This window comes from Amycolatopsis pigmentata, from assembly GCF_042684065.1.
GTDB lineage: Bacteria > Actinomycetota > Actinomycetes > Mycobacteriales > Pseudonocardiaceae > Amycolatopsis_E > Amycolatopsis_E pigmentata.
This window is the reverse complement of the sequence record NZ_JBHUKR010000029.1, coordinates 143,290-159,119: the sequence shown is the minus strand read 5'-3', so window position 1 is coordinate 159,119 and position 15,830 is coordinate 143,290. Positions and strand designations below refer to the sequence as shown.

Sequence of the window (15,830 nt, the reverse complement as noted above, 5' to 3'; positions counted from 1 at the left end):
TGTCGTGCCTTCCCCTCACCGCGTGTCCCTGTTGACCCTGGGCTGTGCCCGCAACGAGGTCGATTCCGAAGAACTGGCCGGCCGCTTGGCGGCCGGGGGCTGGGAGCTCTCGGAGGATCCGGAGTCCGCGGACGTGATCGTGGTGAACACCTGCGGTTTCGTCGAGTCGGCGAAGAAGGACTCGGTGGACACGCTGCTGGCGGCGGCCGATACCGGCGCGAAGGTCGTCGCGGTCGGCTGCATGGCCGAGCGTTACGGCGCCGAGCTCGCGGAAAGCCTGCCCGAGGCCGACGCGGTGCTGGGCTTCGACCATTACCCGGACCTCGCGCAACGCCTCGGCGACATCGTTTCCGGGCACAAGATCGCTTCGCACGTGCCCGCCGACCGGCGCACCCTGTTGCCGATCACCCCGGTGGAACGTCCCGCCGCGGCCACGACCGTCACCGTCCCGGGACACGGGGATCAGGCCGGCTGGGGTCCGCGCGTGCTGCGCACCCGGTTGGACAGCTCCCCGGTGGCGGCGCTGAAGATCGCTTCGGGGTGCGACCGGCGGTGCTCGTTCTGCGCGATCCCGTCGTTCCGGGGTTCGTTCGTCTCGCGTCACCCCGACGAGATCCTCGCCGAGGCGGCCTGGCTGGCCGGTCAAGGCGTCAAGGAGTTGTTCCTGGTCAGCGAGAACTCCACGTCCTACGGCAAGGACTTCGGCCGTGAGCACGGCGGGACCCGCGCGCTCGAACGGTTGCTGCCGCGTCTGGCCGCGGTCGAGGGCATCGAGCGCGTGCGCGTCTCCTACCTCCAGCCCGCCGAGACCCGTCCGGACCTGGTTCGCGCCATCGCCGGCACCGCGGGCGTGGCCGACTATTTCGACCTTTCCTTCCAGCATTCGAGCGAGTCGGTGCTGCGGCGCATGCGCCGGTTCGGCTCCACGAAGTCGTTCCTCGCGCTGATCGACCAGATCCGCGAACTGGCGCCCGCGGCGGGCATCCGCACCAACGTGATCGTCGGCTTCCCCGGGGAGACCGAGGCGGACGTCGACGAGCTGATGGGCTTTTTGACCAGCGCCCGGCTCGACGCGGTCGGCGTCTTCGGCTACTCCGACGAGGACGGCACCGAGGCCGAAAGCTTCGACGGCAAGCTCGACGACGAGGTGATCGCCAAACGGGTCGCGCTCGTGTCCGGCCTGGTGGAGGAGCTGACCGCGCAGCGTGCCGAGGAGCGCGTCGGCGAGCTGGTCGACGTCCTGGTCGAAGAGATCGGTGACGAGGTGTCGGGTCGAGCCGCGCACCAGGCGCCCGAGGTCGACGGCGCCTGCGTCGTGCTGGACGCCGATGACGCCGAGGTCGGCCGGATTCTGCGGTGTCGCGTGGTGGACAGCGCGGGCGTGGACCTCATCGTGCGGCCGGACGCCGGAAGATGAGCGAGAGCACGGCGGACGAGGGCGACGCGCCCGTCACCGCCGCCGAGACGAAGGTTCCGACGCTCAACGTCGCCAACCTGCTCACCCTGTCGCGGCTGGTCCTGGTGCCGTTGTTCGTGCTGGCCCTGTTCGCGGGGGGAGGTCACGATCTCTGGTGGCGCTCGATCGCGACCGCGCTGTTCGTGGTCGCCTCGTTCACCGATCAGGTGGATGGCTGGGTCGCCCGCCGCTACGGCCTGATCACCGACTTCGGCAAGGTGGCCGACCCGATCGCGGACAAGGCGCTGACCGGCGCCGCCCTGGTGGGCCTGAGCGTGCTGGGCGAGCTCGGCTGGTGGGTGACGATCGTGATCGGTGTCCGCGAGATCGGCGTGACGCTGCTGCGGTTCTGGGTGATCCGCTACGGGGTGATCCCCGCCAGCCGCGGCGGCAAGGCCAAGACGATGACGCAGATCGCGGCGATCGTGCTGTTCGTGCTCCCGCTTCCGCCGGGTGCCGAGGTGGTCCGCTGGCTGCTGATGGGCGTGGCGCTGGCGCTCACCGTGGTCACCGGGGTCGACTACGTCTTCCGGGCGATCCGGCTGCGGGCGGCCGCGCGCCTATGACCGTGCCCGAGACGGTGGCTCCGGCGCTGGTCGAGGCGCTGATCGGCCGTGGCGAGACCGTCGCCACGGCCGAGTCGCTCACCGCCGGACTGGTCTGCGCCACCCTGACCGACGTGCCGGGGTCGAGCGCGGTGGTGCGGGGCGGACTCGTCGTCTACGCCACCGACCTCAAGACCCGGCTCGCCGGGGTCGACCCGGCGCTGCTGGCCGACCACGGCGCGGTCCACCCGGAGGTCGCCGCCCAGCTCGCCGCGGGCGCGCGCGATCGCTGTGCCGCGGACTGGGGGCTGGGACTGACCGGCGTCGCGGGCCCGGCCGCCCAGGACGGGGTGGAGCCGGGAGTGGTGTACATCGGGCTTGCCGGGGCGCGGGTGACGACGGTCCGGCCTCACCGGTTTGAGGGGGATCGGCGCGCCGTTCGAACCAAGGCGGTCCGGGCCGCGTTGAAATTGTTGTGGGAAGAGTGTGGGGTCGCTCCCGGCGACACCTGAACGGACCAGTGCATTCGCTCGCCGAGAGTCATAGTGTCGTCACGTCGGGGTGGTGGCCGGGCCTGGGAAAGACGGATCCGGTCGCTGGAGGGAACCATGCCGACGATCATGTGGACGAGGAACAATTTGGGTAATCGGGGCGTTCGCCCTTGGCGTACGGTCTGTGTCAACCGATGCGGTGAGGGACTGGATCTGGGTAACGTGTTCGGTATCAGGAAGGGAGGCGCGCGATGACCGTGCTGTTGCGCGAGGCGATCGGTGATCGGCTCCGTCATGCCCGCACCAACCAGCGTCGCACGCTGCGCGACATCTCCCGCGCCGCCAAGGTGAGCCTCGGCTACCTTTCGGAGGTCGAGCGAGGGCAGAAGGAAGCCTCCAGCGAGCTGCTGGCCTCCATCTGTGAAGCGCTCGAGCTGCCGCTGGGGGAACTGCTGCACCACGTCGCCGCGGACATTTCCGCGCTGGACCACGTCGAGGTCGCGCCCATGCCGCCGGACGCCCGGCGCGAGGACGAGCGCGAGGAGCGCCCCGCGGAGGCGACCGGACGCGTGGAGGGCGGCAGGCTGGTGGACGGCCTGATCGGCAACGACCTGGCCGACCTGCGGGTTTCGGCGTCACGCATGGGGCCGGCCCTGCGCACGACCATTCGCTCGCCGAAGATGGTCGCCGCCTGATTCCGGCTGGGTTTTCCCGGAAAGCCATCTTGGGGGTCCTGAAAGACCTCTAAGGTGGCTTTCGGCGGCTCTGGGTGGCTCCGGGCATGATCAGGGTGGTCCCTGAATTCTCCCGGGGTCGCCTGGAACCGGGGGCGGCGACCTGACACGATGGAACCCACACCGAGAGCGGCGCGTTGCTCGGACAGGGGAGATCGGCGCCCCACACGCTATCGGGTCGACGTTGAGACAGTGGGACGTAAGAAGGCAGGCGGAGCAGATGGCCAACCCGTTCGTTAAGGCCTGGAAGTACCTCATGGCGGCGTTCTCGTCGAAGATCGACGAGCACGCCGACCCGAAGGTGCAGATCCAGCAGGCCATCGAAGACGCTCAGCGCCAGCACCAGGCGCTTTCGCAGCAGGCCGCGGCGGTGATCGGGAACCAGCGCCAGCTGGAGATGAAGCTCAACCGTCAGCTCGGTGAGGTGGAGAAGCTCCAGGCCTCCGCGCGCCAGGCGCTCGTGCTCGCCGACGAGGCACGGGGCAAGGGGGACAACGAGAAGGCGGTCCAGTACGAGAACGCCGCCGAGGGCTTCGCGACCCAGCTCGTCACCGCCGAGCAGAGCATCGAGGACCTCAAGACCCTGCACGACCAGGCGCTCCAGGCGGCCGCTCAGGCCAAGCAGGCGGTCGAGCGGAACTCGATGATGCTCCAGCAGAAGCTCAGCGAGCGCACGAAGCTCCTCTCACAGCTGGAGCAGGCGAAGATGCAGGAGAAGGTCTCCGCCTCCCTCAACCAGATGTCCGAGCTGACCGCGCCGGGCAACACGCCGTCACTCGAAGAGGTCCGGGAGAAGATCGAGCGTCGCTACACCACCGCGCTCGGGCAGGCGGAGCTCGCGCAGAACTCGGTGCAGGGCCGGATGCTGGAGGTTCAGCAGGCCACCACCCAGCTCGCCGGCCATTCGCGGCTGGAGCAGATCCGTGCCTCGATCAAGGGAGATTCGGTCGCTCAGGTGACCGACGGTTCGCAGGGCGCCTCGTCCTCGGCCGACATCCAGCGTGAGATCCAGGCCCGCGTCCAGGCCGACCAACAGAAGAACGAAGCTTGACACCATGGCTCAACTCGCGGCTGCCAAGGTGACTACAGAGCGCGCCCTGTTTTTTCCGCTATCGGGGCGGCAGGGCGCCTGTACATCCCCCGGGACGTCCGTTGGGGAGGAGCGCCCTGTCGACACGATCGCGGGGGCGCGCAAGGTCGCGAAGAAATAGCGGACACCGCAGGAGGTCACAGTGTCGGCCAGGCGGGACTTCGGGGAACAGCTTTCCGCCAAGCTGGAAAGACATCTGGAACGGCTGCCCGAGTACGCGCAGCGTGCTCAGGAGACCGTTCAGCGGTACTTTCCGCCCGCGGACGGGCACCAGCGGCCGAACCCGCTGGTCCGGCCGTCGGCGCGACCTCCGAGGGTGACCGACGTGCCGCTGGTCGCCGAGGTGACGACGAGGTGGGCTCGGTGGAACGAGCCCGCCGCCAAGCTGGAACGCCGCAAGCGGCGCGCGTCCCGGGCACTGTCCCTGTGGGTGGTGCTGACGCTGCTGTGCGTCCTGCTCGGCGTGGCCGGGGTACTCGCCGAAGCGGCGATGGCCTTGATGGCCGGAGCCGCCGGAGTCATCGTGTTCAGCACGCTCTCCATCCGGTCGGGCATGCGGCTCCGGGAGCTGAAGCGCACCCCGGTGCCCCTCCGCGCGGCGTCGCCGGAGCCCTTGCCCCTGCCGCCGACGAGTTCAGCGGCGTACGAGCCGATGCGGCGACTGGCCGAGTGCGAGGAGTCCCTGGCCGAACTGCTGCGCCAGCTCTCGCCGTCCGATGCGGTGCCCGAGGTTTCCGTCGATGAGGCGCGCACCACCGCCCAGGAAGCGGCTAGGACGCTGCGTGGTCTCGCGGCACGCATTCAGGCGGTCGAGCGAGCTCGCAACGCGTCCCCGGCCGGTGAGCGCGCCGCGCTCGACGCGGCCGTGAACACATTGCGTGAGCAGCTCGACGACGGTCTGGACGGCTACGGCGCGCTCGTCGCCGCCGCGGGCCGGGCGGTCGCCGCGAGTACATCGGGGATGCGGCAGTCGCAAGACGCGCTGACCGACGCCACCGATCGTCTCGCCGGGCTGGCCCTAGCCCTGCGCGAGCTGTCCTGACCAGGAGTGCCAGCGGCCACACGACGCTGAGGCTCAACCACGGCCGGCGAGGGCGCGGTTGAGTTCGCGAACCAAGCCCGGCCCCTTCAAGGCGAAACCGGTGTAGACCTGGATCAGGCTCGCCCCGGCGTCGAGCATGCGTCGTGCGTCGGTGGCACCGAAGATTCCGCCGACGCCGATGATCGGCACCTTTCCCTCGGTCCGGTCGTGGATGAACCGCACCACTTCCCGGGCCCGCTCGGTCAGCGGCCGCCCGGACAGACCACCGGCTTCCTGACCGGTTCGCGCGTCCGCGGGGCTCAGTCCTTCCCGCGACAGCGTGGTGTTGGTGGCGATCAGCCCGGCGACGCCGTGCGCGTCACACACTTCCAGTAACTCCGCCAGCGCGTCGTCGGAAAGATCGGGCGCCACCTTGACCAGCAGCGGTGTCGGAGTACCGGAACCGGCGAGCGCCACCGAGGTGGCCCGGAGCCCCGCCAGCAACTCCGTGAGGGCACCTTTGTCCTGGAGCGCGCGAAGCCCGGGTGTATTGGGCGAACTCACGTTGATCGCGAAGTAGTCGGCGTAAGGGTAAAGAGTGCGCAGAGAAGCCTGATAGTCGGCGACAGCTTCCTCCACCGCCACCACTTTCGACTTCCCGATGCTCACCCCGAGCGGCACGCCGGGCTTTCCGTGCCGGGCGAGGCGCCGCGCGAGCGCTTCTGCGCCGGAGTTGTTGAAACCCATGCGGTTGATCACCGCATCGCTGGCCGGAAGGTGGAACAAGCGCGGTTTCGGGTTGCCCGGCTGCGCCAGGTGAGTGACCGTGCCGACTTCGACGAAACCGAAACCGAGCGCCGGCCACGCCCGTAGTGCCCGCCCGTCCTTGTCCATACCGGCCGCGAGCCCGACCCGGCCGGGGAACCGTAGCCCGAACACCGTCACCGGGTCGTCGGCGCCGGAGAAACGCCGGAGGCCTCCCATCGCCGGGGCGGTCGCGCCGAGCACCCGGAGGGTGCGCTCGTGCACCAGCTCGGGATCGTTACGGCTCAGGCGGTACAGAGCGGGACGGGTCAGCTTCTCGAAGAGCACGTGCTACATCGTCCCTCAGCCCCGCGTTCGCCCGGAAACGCCCGTCGGGTGGTGTGTCCGACGACTCGGCCGCGGGCACTTCGGATTCGTGGCTGGTCCTTCAGCGTCTTTGCCACTCGACCGCGAGCATCGCGTAGACCAACTCGTCCTTCCACACCCCGTCGACCAGTTCGCTCTCCCGCAGGTGCGCTTCGCGCCGCATGCCGAGCCCCTCCATGAGCGACGCGGAGGCGACGTTCTTCCCGTCGCAGTGGCCGACGATCCGGTGCAGCCCGAATTCTTCGAACCCCAGCCGCAGCAGTTCGGCGGTCGCCTCGGCGGCGTACCCCTTGCCGTGGTGCTTGGGGTGGAAGACCACCTTGATCTCGCCGCTGTTGTTCTCGACACTGGTCAGCGCCAGCGTCAGGTCGCCGATCAGTTCGGCCGTGTCGATGAGTTCGACCGCGATGGACAGCGCGTCGCCCGGTATGGTCAGAGCCCGGTTTTCGATCTTCTCGGCCAGCACCCTCGCGGTGTCGGCACGGCCCCGGGGCGCGCGGCCGAGATAGCGCGCGACATCCGGGCGCGACTGGAGGGAGTGCAGGGCCGACAGGTCGTCCCTGGTGAACGGGCGCAAGATCAGCCTGGCCGTCTTGACCGGATACGTGGGCTGCAGCACAACGGAGAGGGTAGTCGCTGCACGTGCATGCGTGTGGGTATTTTCGCCAAGATTATGAAGAAACCCCCGGCGAACCTCCCGAGCGTCGTCAGCCGCTCGGGCCCGAGCCGGACTGAGCTCGGGACGCCGGGGGTCCGGTGACTGACTGGTATTCACCAACGTCACCCGCGGGATCCGTTAGCGGACAGCCACCTCACGAGTCCTGTAGTTACACAACTTTGGACCACCTCCTTTCCCGTGTAAGCGTCACGCTAGGCAAGAATCCGGGATTGGGCAACAGGATTATCGGGCCCTGGGCGACGGGTGAGGTCGGCGCCGATCTCGTTGATTTCGCGGGGATCGGGCGCCTCAGGCGGGCGCGGGGCCGGACTGGCAGCGGGGGCAGAACCAGGTGGGGCGGGCCTGGACATCGTGGTCCTGGGTGGCGACGCGGACAGCGCCACCGCAACGGTGGCAGCCCTGCCGGGTCCGTTCGTAGACCCAGTTGCGACGCCCCCGGGCCAGTTCGCCGGTGGTGCTCTGCTCGTGGCGCCAGGCGTTGGCCACCAGCAGCTTCCGCGCCAGCGCCACCACTTCGCGAGCGTCCACATCGGACACCGGAGTCCACGGGGTGACGCCGAGCAGGAAGCAGATCTCCGTCTTGTAGAGGTTGCCGACGCCGGCCATGACGCGCTGGTCGAGCAGAGCCAGGCCGAGCTCGCGCGCGGGGCCGGCGCTCAACGCCGCGGCGGCCCGTTCCGCGTGCTCCGCGGACCATTGATCGTCCAGAAGGTCAGGACCGAGGTGGCCGACCAGGCGCGACTCTTCCGCGGTGGGCAGGATCTTCAGGTCGTGCAGCCGGAATCCGACCGCCTGCGCGTCCTCCGCGGCGAGGATCACGCGGACCTGGTGGGCGGGATGCCGCCAGCGGGCGCCGGGCCGGTAGATCTCCCACGAGCCGTCCATCTTCAGATGGCTGTGCAGGCTCAGCTCACCGGAAAAGCGGGTGAAAAGATGCTTGCCGACGGTGCGAACCTCCAGCACCGACCGGCCGGTGAGGTCCACAGTGGCCAGTGCGGGATGCCGGAAGTCGGTACGGGACAACGTCTTCCCGGCCAGGGCGCGGGCGAGCGTCCGGCCGGCGAGGAAGACGGTGTCACCTTCGGGCATCGGTGGTCGGGATCCGGCCGGTCGTCTCGGCCTCCGCCTCGGACTCGCCGGCCATCCGGTGTCGTCCGGCACGGTTCGAGCGCAGGATCTTGGCCAGCACCATGTTGAAGGTCAACGCGATTTCCTGGGCGCCGGGGGAGTGCCACTCGTGGATCGGGCTGCACGCGCCCTGGGCCTGCTGGATGGCCAGCCGGTCCGGGATCGCGGTGGGCATGACCAGAGAGCCGAAGGAATCCCGCAGCTCCGCGATCCGGAACTGGTGTTCGTGCGAACGCGGGCGCAGGCGGTTGACCAGCACCCCGACCGCGCGCAGATCGGGATTGGCCTCGGCCCGGATGCGCTCGATGGCCTCGAGCGCGCGCTGCGCGCCGGCCACCGCGTACATGGTCGGCTCGGTGACCAGGATCGCGCTGTCCGCGGCGACCAGCGCCGACTTGGTCAGCCTGCCCAGCGATGGCGGGCAGTCCAGGATCACGAGCTCGTAGGGCTTGCCGTTCGGCGGCGCATCGTGCAACTCGTCCAGGGCACGGGAGAGGTTGCCGAGCCGGCGGTCGTCCGTTCCCGGCTCGTTGAGGAGCTCCAGCTCCTCGGCACCGACGAGGACGTCGACCTCGTCACTCCACACGCTCGGCGCTATCGCGCGCTGCAGGACTGCCCGGTGCGGGGTTTCCAGTACGTCGGCGAGCGTGGCGTCGGTGTAGGGCGGGTCGAGTGAGGCAGTGGCGTTGCCCTGCGGGTCCAGGTCGGCGACCAATGCCCGGATGCCCCTGCGGAGAGCAGCCGAAGCTATCCCGAGCGCGACCGTGGTTTTGCCGACACCACCCTTGAGGCTGAGTACGGCGACCGTTTGCACAACCCGAGCGTAGCCGGGGGAACCGACGATGCGGCAGCCTCTGTACCTCCGGCCGCCCCGGGCCCACCATCCAGCGCCCACCACATGCCCTGACTAGGCTGTCAGGCCATGCGAACGGACACCGGCACGGCGCGCGGCTCGGGCGCGATCTGGCGAGCGTTGCAAGCCGAGCTTGCCCGGGTGAGCCCGGCGGAGGTGCACGTCGTCGATGTCGGCGGTGGCAGCGGCGTGTGGGCGGTGCCCCTCGCGGCCTCCGGCTGCCGAGTGACGGTGGTGGAGCCCAATCCCAACGCCGTGGCGACGTTGCGCCGTCGCGGCGCGGAGAGCGGAGTCGCCGACCGGATCACCGTGGTGGCCGACGACACCGATGCGCTCGGCATCCGCGTGGCGACCGGCGAGGCCGACCTGGTCCTGGCCCACGGCCTGCTCGAGGTCGTCGAGGACCCGGCCGCGGTCACCCGGGCGCTGGCGGCCGCGGTCCGCCCGGGCGGAGCGGTGTCGGTACTGGCCGCCAACCGATACGCCGCCGTGCTGCACCGGGCTCTGGCCGGACGCCTCGGTGAGGCGCGGCAGTTGCTCACCGGAGCAGACGGTGTGCTTTCCGACGACGGGGAAAACCTTGCGCGCCGCTTCGACGCCGGCGGGCTGAGCGGTCTGCTGACCGCCGCCGGGCTGGTCGTCGAACTGGTTCAAGGTGACGGGGTCGTGTCGGATTCCCTCGGTGAAGCGGAGACCGATCAGTTCACCGGTGAGGAACTGGCCGAGTTCGAAGCGCTGGCCGGCGTCGTGCCGCAGTTGCGGGACATCGCGACCCGCCTGCACGTCCTCGCCCGCCGCCCGGGGTGATCCGCCTCGCCGGGCCCCGGAATGTCGGTAGGGCACCGTAAGGTTGGACGCCGATGGGAAAGAAACCGGGGCTGCCGCCCGGCTATGAGCGCTTCCGGGTCCGGGACGGCTACACCCCGGAGGACACCGGCTGCGGACTACTGCACGTCGACATGGACGCCTTCTTCGCGGCGGTCGAGCTGCGGACCCGCCCGGAGCTGAAGGACCGTCCGGTGATCGTGGCCGGCGCCGGGCCGCGCTCGGTGGTGACATCGGCGAACTACCCGGCGCGCGAGTTCGGCGTGCGGGCGGCGATGCCGGCCGCGGTGGCCCGGCGGCTGTGCCCGCAGGCGGTGTTCATCCCGCCCACGCAGGGCCTCTACGGCGAGGTCTCCCGGGGCGTGATGGCGATCTTCCGCGAACTCACGCCGTTGGTCGAACCACTCAGCCTGGACGAAGCCTTCCTGGACGTCAGCGGCGCGCTGAGGCGGCTGAACGCGACGCCCGCCGAGGTCGCCGCGCTGATCCGGCGACGGGTCAGCGCCGAGCACGGCATCACGTGCTCGGTCGGGGTCGCCGGGGTCAAGTTCGTCGCCAAGCTCGCCTCCGGCATGGCGAAGCCCGACGGCGTGCTCGTGGTGCCGGTGGACCGGGTCCTGGAGTTCCTGCACCCGTTGCCGGTCGCGTCGCTGTGGGGGGTGGGCAAGCGCACCGAGGAAAGCCTGCGGCGGCTCGGGTTCGCCACCGTCGCCGATGTCGCGCACGCGCCGCTGAGCAGGCTGCGCCGGGCGGTGGGCAACGCGGCCGCCGAGCACCTGCACGCGCTGGCCAACGGCCGCGACGAGCGCGGTGTCGTGGCCGACGTCCCGGACAAGTCGATCGGCGCGGAGCGCACCTTCGACACCGACCAGCGTGACCGCGTGGTGCTGGAGCGCGAACTGCTCAGGTTGTCCGAACGAGTGGCGGCGAGCCTGCGGGCCAAGGGCGTGCGCGGGCGGACGGTGTCGATCAAGGTCCGCTTCGCCGACTTCCGCACGATCACCCGCGCCCGCACGCTCGCCTCGCCCACCGACGTGGCCCGGCTGATCCACACCACCGCGGTGACGCTGTTCGGCGAAGCCGTTCAGGGGGCGGAAATCCGGCTGCTCGGCGTCCGCGTGGAGGGGCTCACCGGCGGTGACGAGCCCGAGCAGCTCAGCTTCGAACGTGACGAGCCGCGCTGGCGTGACGCGGAGATCGCCGCCGACGTGGCGCGATCGAAGTTCGGCGCCGCGGCCGTTCGGCCGGCCTCTCTGCTTTCTCCGGGCACCGACGGAACTTCCTGAACCGGAAGGGCCACAGCTTCGTGTTGGGATCGGGTAGTCGTGAGCGCGCGGGACTCGTATCCTGGGTGATGGACACCTCAACACGGGGTGTCGAGTTGGGTCCAAGACGTTGCGTGGCCCGGCGCCCGTGACAAAGCTGTGCCGGAGGAGGAGACATGCCACTCTCCGAGCATGAGCAGCGGCTGCTCGACCAGATCGAGCGCGAGCTCTATGCCGAGGACCCCAAATTCGCGTCTACGGTACGCGGTGCCCGGCTACGCCGGCCCGCTCGTCGGCGTCGAATCCAAGGGGTCGCGCTGTTCATCGTCGGGGTCGCGCTGCTGGTGGTGGGCGTGATGGTACGGGCGTTGTGGGTTGCCGACTTTCCGCTGATGAGCGTGCTCGGCTTCCTGGTGATGTTCTTCGGGGTGGTGCTCGCGATCATGTCGGGCCGTCATCCCGCGGGCGCGGCCCCCCAGAAGGGCACGGCCAAGGCCAAGAGTTCGTTCACGCAGCGCATGGAAGAACGCTTCCGCCAGCGTTTCGAAGAGTAGGACGCGTTCCCGAGCCGGAAAGTGCCCGCCCCTTCCGGGGTGGGCACTTTCCGGCATGAGGGTCAGCGGCGCCGGAACACCGAGCGTGGGAAAAGCCGTCCTCGCCAGGACATCGGCGCGTTGCGCCGGAGGCTTTCCCGCAGCCCTTCGAACGCCCTGGGGAAACCGGGGTCCTCGTCGCCGCCCGGCGCGTACCAGGATCGCTCGACGACCCCGACCACGGTGCGCAGGCTCTCCTTGCCGGCCTCGTCGAGGCGATGGTCGTGCGCGACCCGCTGCGCGGCGGTGCGCACGGTGTCGGTCGGCGGCACCGGCGCCCCGCGGTCGGCACACTCGTCGAGCAGTTCCTCCCACGCGGCGTTCGCCGCGCCCGGTTCGCGGGCGGCGATGGCACGCAGCCTGCGCCGCCGCTGGATCTCCCTGAGCACCGCCGGAGCGAGCCCGATCCCGGCGATGACCAGCAGGCACAGCGCGAAGATCCAGTGCACGAGCCAGGCGGTCAGCAACACCGCCAGAAGCCAGCCGAGGGCCGCGGCGAGCGGTAGCCAGCGGGCCATCACCGAGCTGCTCCTCGCCCGGCGCGTGGAGACGAAGGCCGCCGCCGTCAGCGCGATCGCGGCCGCCACCACGGCGAGGACGCCCCAACCGGTCCAGCCCGGCGCGGACCCCGCGGGGGCGGCCTGTGACGGGCCCAGCCCGCCGTTGGCGTTCTGCGCCGCCGGGGCACCGGTCGGGGCGACGTGCGTGGTGGAGACGCTGGGGACATCGTCGCGGGTCTGCGCGGAGGGGTCGTTCGAGGAGTTGCCGTTCTGGAGGTAGGGAGGCACATAGCCGCGGCCGTCCGAACGGGGCGTCGGGTCGAAGTTCACCCAGCCGAGGTCCCCGAAGTTGACCTCGACCCAGGCATGCGCGTCCTGCGAGGTGATCAGCCGGGTGTCACCGTCGGCGAAGCCGGTGGTGAAGCCGACCGCCACCCGGGCCGGGATGCCGAGCACGCGGAGCATCACCGCCATCGCCGAGGCGAACTGCTCGCAGAAACCGCGCTTGCCGTTGAACAGGAAGTCCGACAGCGCGTCCGCGTCCGCCGTGGCCGCGGTCTTCGTGTCGTAGACGAACTGGCCTTCCGACGTGAAGTAGCGCCACAGCGCGGTGGCCTTGTCGAAGGTCGTGGCGGCGCCCGCGGTGATCTGCCGGGCCAGCGCGGTCACCCGCGGGTCGACACCGGAGATCTGCGTGTAGACGCGGGGGATTCCGATGGCCTTCGGCGTCCCCGCCGCCTCCAGCTGGGAGCGCGACGGCTCGGCCAGTGAGGCGTTTTCGACGTAGGACGGCGGATGCTGCTTACGTTCGGCGAACACCGCGCCGCTTTCGGGGTCGTAGAACCAGCCGGGCGGGATTCCCTGCAACGTGCGGGGCGAGCCGTAGATCGGCAGCCACACGTCGTTCCAGTTCAGCGGCTCGACGTTGATCTGCCGCGACTCGGCGGTGCCGTCGTCACCCGGCGCCGGGGGCAGCGGCTGGAGCGCGGGAAAGCCGGCAGGCATCGGGCCCGCGGGCAGGCCCCAGCCCCGGTTCGGCTGGTAGGTGTCCAGCGTGAAGGCACGCAGCAGGCGCTTGTCGTTGCCGAGGCCCCGGATCCGGAACAGATCGACGGTGTTGCCCTGGTCCAGCATCCCGCGCAGGGAGGTGAACGGGTTGACGCCGAGCCCGCCGGCGCCGGCGCCCTGGCTGCGGCCGCTGCCGGGCAGCCGTCCCACGGTGCCGACCGCGGTGATCGTCGCCCCCGCGGTCAGGCCCAGCACGAGCGCCAGGGACACCACCACGACCGGTGCCGCGGCCGCGGCCGGGGACCCACCGAGACCCGGCGCGTCACGGTTGCGCCATCGCCGGTGCCGGTGGTTGCCGTCCACCGCGAGCAGGGCGGCGAACGCGGCCGCGCCCAGCACGAAGGTCCACCATGGCAGCATCGTGTCCGACAGCGAAGCCGGGACCGCGTACACGCACAGCAGCACCAGACCGGTGGCCGCGGGCGCCGACGCGGCCACGGTGAGGGTGTCGACCAGCACCGCGACCAGGCCCATCGCGATGGTGACCAGGCACAGGATGGGCGGTGTCGCCTCGACCGGCGGCAGGCCGGTCCGGATCTGCTCGAAGGCGGCCGAGAGCACGTCGTCGATCTCGGAGAACGCGGCCGGACCGGGGAAGACCGCCAGGATCCCGTGACTGGTGAAGATGCCGGTGACCAGCAACAGCAGCACGACCAGCTGGGCCAGTCCGACCAGCACCGTCGGCGTGCGGACCGGCCGCAGCGCCAGTCCGGTGCACGCGACCAGGATGACGGCGACCGCGACGTAGCCGAGCCAGGACAGGCCGGCCACGACACCGGTGAGCGAGGTGGAGGCGCACAACGTGGCGACTCCGGCGGCGGCCGGGGCGAGCACGGTGGAGCGCCAGGCCGGCGGCGTCACGACCCGCTTGGTCGGGGTGTGCTGTTCGACCGGCCCCGGGGGAGTCGATCCCGGAGCTTGCCTCGGCATGGTGGCGGTCACGCTGTTTCCCCCGCGAGTTTGCGCGCCCCCGCGATCGTGTCGACAGGGCGCGCCTTGTGAACGCGTGCCACGCCAGGCAGTTGGGCGCCCTGCCGCCCCGATGAGGGGGTCTGGGGGCTTGCCCCCTGTGGGGGCGTGGGGGCCGTGCCCCCACAGAACACAGGAAAGAACGGGCGCGCTCTGTGGCAACCTTGGCAGCCGCGGTCGGGCATACGAAGTCTCATGCCCTGCCTCCGACGAGGGCGCCCCGGCCGGTGCCGGTCCGGCAGAGCTCGGACCAGACCTGGGCCATCGGGGCGCCTTCACCGGCGACCACCACGGCCCAGCCCGCCGCGCGGAGCAGGGCCGCGGACTCCTCGGTCGCCACCGCGCGGTGGTCCGGTGCGGTCGCGGCTCCGCCGAACGCCGCGGTGTCCAGCACCACGGCGAGACTGCGGGAGCCCCGGCGCCGGTAACGGGCCAGTTCGCTGACGGCCTCGTTGCTCACCGTGCCCAGGATCGCGATCAGTTCCTGCCCCTCGGCCGGATCATGCCCGGTGGTGAGATCGCGCTGGTGCGACGGCTGGAGCGCGGCGAGCGCGTCGAGGATGACGTTGTCGGCGGTGTCGCTGCCTTCGCCGCCGAAAGCCGGGGCGTCGGCGAGGACGCGGCCGTGTTCGGTCACCAGGCGGACGCGGTGGCCCGCCCGGCGGACGTGCACGCACACGCTGGCGGCGAAGGAGATCGCCCACTCCAGGCTCGCGGTGGGACCGGTGCCGTGGTGGGCGGCGGCGCGGTGGTCGAGCAGCACGGTGGTGCCGCCGCGCCACGGCCGCTCCTCGATGCGGACCATGATCTCGTCCCGGCGTGCCGTCGAACGCCAGTGCACCTTCCGCATGTCGTCGCCCTTCCGGTACGGCCGGACGATGACGTCGGTCTCGCCCTGCCCGGCGTGCAGCCGGACGTTGCCGTCGTCGCCCGAGCCGAGCCCGCCGGCCCCGGGCAGGCCCCACAGGGGGACGACCTTGGGCACCACGAGCAGCCGGGAGTGCCCGATGAGCTCGCGGTCGAACTCGCACAGGCCGAAGGGATCGGTGAGCGTGGCGCGCAGCGGGCCGACCTGCTGGATGCCGCGCAGCATCGGCAGGATCGGGTACCGCAACGCGACCGCGCGGCCCTGGGGCAGGCGCTCCACCACGAACCGCGGCCTCGAGCCCAGCGCGTACGGGACGCCGTCTTCGAGCAGTACCTCACCGCCGGGCAGCTTCCCGTTGCGCCACAAGGAAAGTTCGACCTCGGCGGCCGACCCGGCGGTGACCCGGTCCGGCAGTAGCCTGCGCGAGGCGCCGATGCGGACCCGGGACGCCGAGATGAACATGGCGACGACCAGGGGAAGGCCGATGACGAACACGGCCACTCGCAACAGGTCCCGCTCGTTGAGCACCACCGAGCACACCGCCGCCGCGACACCCGCGGCGAGCAGGCAGCGGCCCCGGGTGGTCAGCCCCGACAGCGCGCGCATCACGGCCG

The 15,830-nt window shown here is 70.8% G+C and carries 15 protein-coding genes; 9 read left to right on the top strand and 6 right to left on the bottom strand.

Features of this window, described 5'->3' with window-relative positions; genetic code table 11:
- Positions 1-4 precede the first annotated feature (4 nt).
- From rimO to pspM, 6 genes are all read left to right on the top strand, one after another.
- A complete protein-coding gene (gene rimO / locus ACFSXZ_RS40265) occupies positions 5-1,417 on the top strand; it encodes a 30S ribosomal protein S12 methylthiotransferase RimO (protein ID WP_378271722.1) in 1,413 nt (470 codons plus the stop codon).
- On the top strand, positions 1,414-2,022 hold the full coding sequence (pgsA, locus tag ACFSXZ_RS40260) for a CDP-diacylglycerol--glycerol-3-phosphate 3-phosphatidyltransferase (protein ID WP_378271720.1): 609 nt from the start codon (positions 1,414-1,416) through the stop codon (positions 2,020-2,022). Before rimO ends, pgsA begins: the two co-directional genes overlap by 4 nt.
- 2 nt (positions 2,023-2,024) lie before the next feature.
- A complete protein-coding gene (locus ACFSXZ_RS40255) occupies positions 2,025-2,513 on the top strand; it encodes a CinA family protein (RefSeq protein ID WP_378271719.1) in 489 nt (162 codons plus the stop codon).
- 230 nt (positions 2,514-2,743) lie between these two features.
- On the top strand, positions 2,744-3,187 hold the full coding sequence (locus ACFSXZ_RS40250; protein ID WP_378271718.1) for a helix-turn-helix domain-containing protein: 444 nt from the start codon (positions 2,744-2,746) through the stop codon (positions 3,185-3,187).
- Positions 3,188-3,446: 259 nt separating this feature from the next.
- Positions 3,447-4,277, top strand: coding sequence for a PspA/IM30 family protein (locus ACFSXZ_RS40245; RefSeq protein ID WP_378271716.1), 831 nt, complete (start codon positions 3,447-3,449; stop codon positions 4,275-4,277).
- A gap of 181 nt (positions 4,278-4,458) precedes the next feature.
- Complete coding sequence (gene pspM, locus ACFSXZ_RS40240; RefSeq protein WP_378271715.1) at positions 4,459-5,358, top strand: phage shock envelope stress response protein PspM; 900 nt, start codon at positions 4,459-4,461, stop codon at positions 5,356-5,358.
- Positions 5,359-5,391: 33 nt separating this feature from the next.
- Here pspM and ACFSXZ_RS40235 read toward each other — a convergent pair whose 3' ends face one another.
- The 4 genes from ACFSXZ_RS40235 to ACFSXZ_RS40220 form a co-directional block, all read right to left on the bottom strand.
- Complete coding sequence (locus ACFSXZ_RS40235) at positions 5,392-6,429, bottom strand: quinone-dependent dihydroorotate dehydrogenase (protein WP_378271713.1); 1,038 nt, start codon at positions 6,427-6,429, stop codon at positions 5,392-5,394.
- Positions 6,430-6,529: 100 nt separating this feature from the next.
- Positions 6,530-7,087: a GNAT family N-acetyltransferase gene (locus ACFSXZ_RS40230; protein ID WP_378271711.1), complete on the bottom strand. Its 558-nt coding sequence runs from the start codon at positions 7,085-7,087 to the stop codon at positions 6,530-6,532.
- A gap of 348 nt (positions 7,088-7,435) precedes the next feature.
- Positions 7,436-8,236 carry a DNA-formamidopyrimidine glycosylase family protein gene (locus ACFSXZ_RS40225; RefSeq protein ID WP_378271710.1) on the bottom strand — a complete coding sequence of 267 codons (801 nt, stop codon included), beginning with the start codon at positions 8,234-8,236 and terminating at the stop codon, positions 7,436-7,438.
- Positions 8,223-9,089: a ParA family protein gene (locus tag ACFSXZ_RS40220; RefSeq protein WP_378271708.1), complete on the bottom strand. Its 867-nt coding sequence runs from the start codon at positions 9,087-9,089 to the stop codon at positions 8,223-8,225. The genes ACFSXZ_RS40225 and ACFSXZ_RS40220 overlap by 14 nt, the downstream gene beginning before the upstream one ends.
- 108 nt (positions 9,090-9,197) lie before the next feature.
- On the opposite strand from ACFSXZ_RS40220, the gene ACFSXZ_RS40215 reads away from it, so the two are divergent.
- The 3 genes from ACFSXZ_RS40215 to ACFSXZ_RS40205 all read left to right on the top strand — a co-directional run bounded on the left by ACFSXZ_RS40215 (position 9,198) and on the right by ACFSXZ_RS40205 (position 11,772).
- Positions 9,198-9,935 carry a methyltransferase domain-containing protein gene (locus tag ACFSXZ_RS40215; protein ID WP_378271706.1) on the top strand — a complete coding sequence of 246 codons (738 nt, stop codon included), beginning with the start codon at positions 9,198-9,200 and terminating at the stop codon, positions 9,933-9,935.
- A 53-nt stretch (positions 9,936-9,988) separates the two neighbouring features.
- Positions 9,989-11,239 carry a DNA polymerase IV gene (gene dinB, locus ACFSXZ_RS40210; RefSeq protein WP_378271704.1) on the top strand — a complete coding sequence of 417 codons (1,251 nt, stop codon included), beginning with the start codon at positions 9,989-9,991 and terminating at the stop codon, positions 11,237-11,239.
- 155 nt (positions 11,240-11,394) lie between these two features.
- Complete coding sequence (locus ACFSXZ_RS40205; RefSeq protein WP_378271703.1) at positions 11,395-11,772, top strand: DUF3040 domain-containing protein; 378 nt, start codon at positions 11,395-11,397, stop codon at positions 11,770-11,772.
- A 62-nt stretch (positions 11,773-11,834) separates the two neighbouring features.
- Here ACFSXZ_RS40205 and ACFSXZ_RS40200 read toward each other — a convergent pair whose 3' ends face one another.
- Together ACFSXZ_RS40200 and ACFSXZ_RS40195 are read right to left on the bottom strand one after the other, a co-directional pair.
- The gene (locus ACFSXZ_RS40200; protein WP_378271860.1) at positions 11,835-14,309 is read right to left on the bottom strand and encodes a transglutaminase TgpA family protein; all 2,475 of its coding nucleotides are present in this window, start codon (positions 14,307-14,309) and stop codon (positions 11,835-11,837) included.
- Between the two features lie 232 nt (positions 14,310-14,541).
- A complete protein-coding gene (locus ACFSXZ_RS40195) occupies positions 14,542-15,825 on the bottom strand; it encodes a DUF58 domain-containing protein (RefSeq protein WP_378271701.1) in 1,284 nt (427 codons plus the stop codon).
- Positions 15,826-15,830: the final 5 nt, after the last annotated feature.

Excerpts from the sequence above, each read along its gene's own strand:
- pgsA (WP_378271720.1), top strand. The coding sequence starts at position 1,414 with ATGAGCGAGAGCACGGCGGACGAGGGCGACGCGCCCGTCACCGCCGCC.
- ACFSXZ_RS40250 (WP_378271718.1), top strand. The coding sequence starts at position 2,744 with ATGACCGTGCTGTTGCGCGAGGCGATCGGTGATCGGCTCCGTCATGCC.
- ACFSXZ_RS40245 (WP_378271716.1), top strand. The coding sequence starts at position 3,447 with ATGGCCAACCCGTTCGTTAAGGCCTGGAAGTACCTCATGGCGGCGTTC.
- ACFSXZ_RS40225 (WP_378271710.1), bottom strand. The coding sequence starts at position 8,236 with ATGCCCGAAGGTGACACCGTCTTCCTCGCCGGCCGGACGCTCGCCCGC.
- ACFSXZ_RS40215 (WP_378271706.1), top strand. The coding sequence starts at position 9,198 with ATGCGAACGGACACCGGCACGGCGCGCGGCTCGGGCGCGATCTGGCGA.
- dinB (WP_378271704.1), top strand. The coding sequence starts at position 9,989 with ATGGGAAAGAAACCGGGGCTGCCGCCCGGCTATGAGCGCTTCCGGGTC.
- ACFSXZ_RS40205 (WP_378271703.1), top strand. The coding sequence starts at position 11,395 with ATGCCACTCTCCGAGCATGAGCAGCGGCTGCTCGACCAGATCGAGCGC.
- ACFSXZ_RS40200 (WP_378271860.1), bottom strand. The coding sequence starts at position 14,309 with ATGCCGAGGCAAGCTCCGGGATCGACTCCCCCGGGGCCGGTCGAACAG.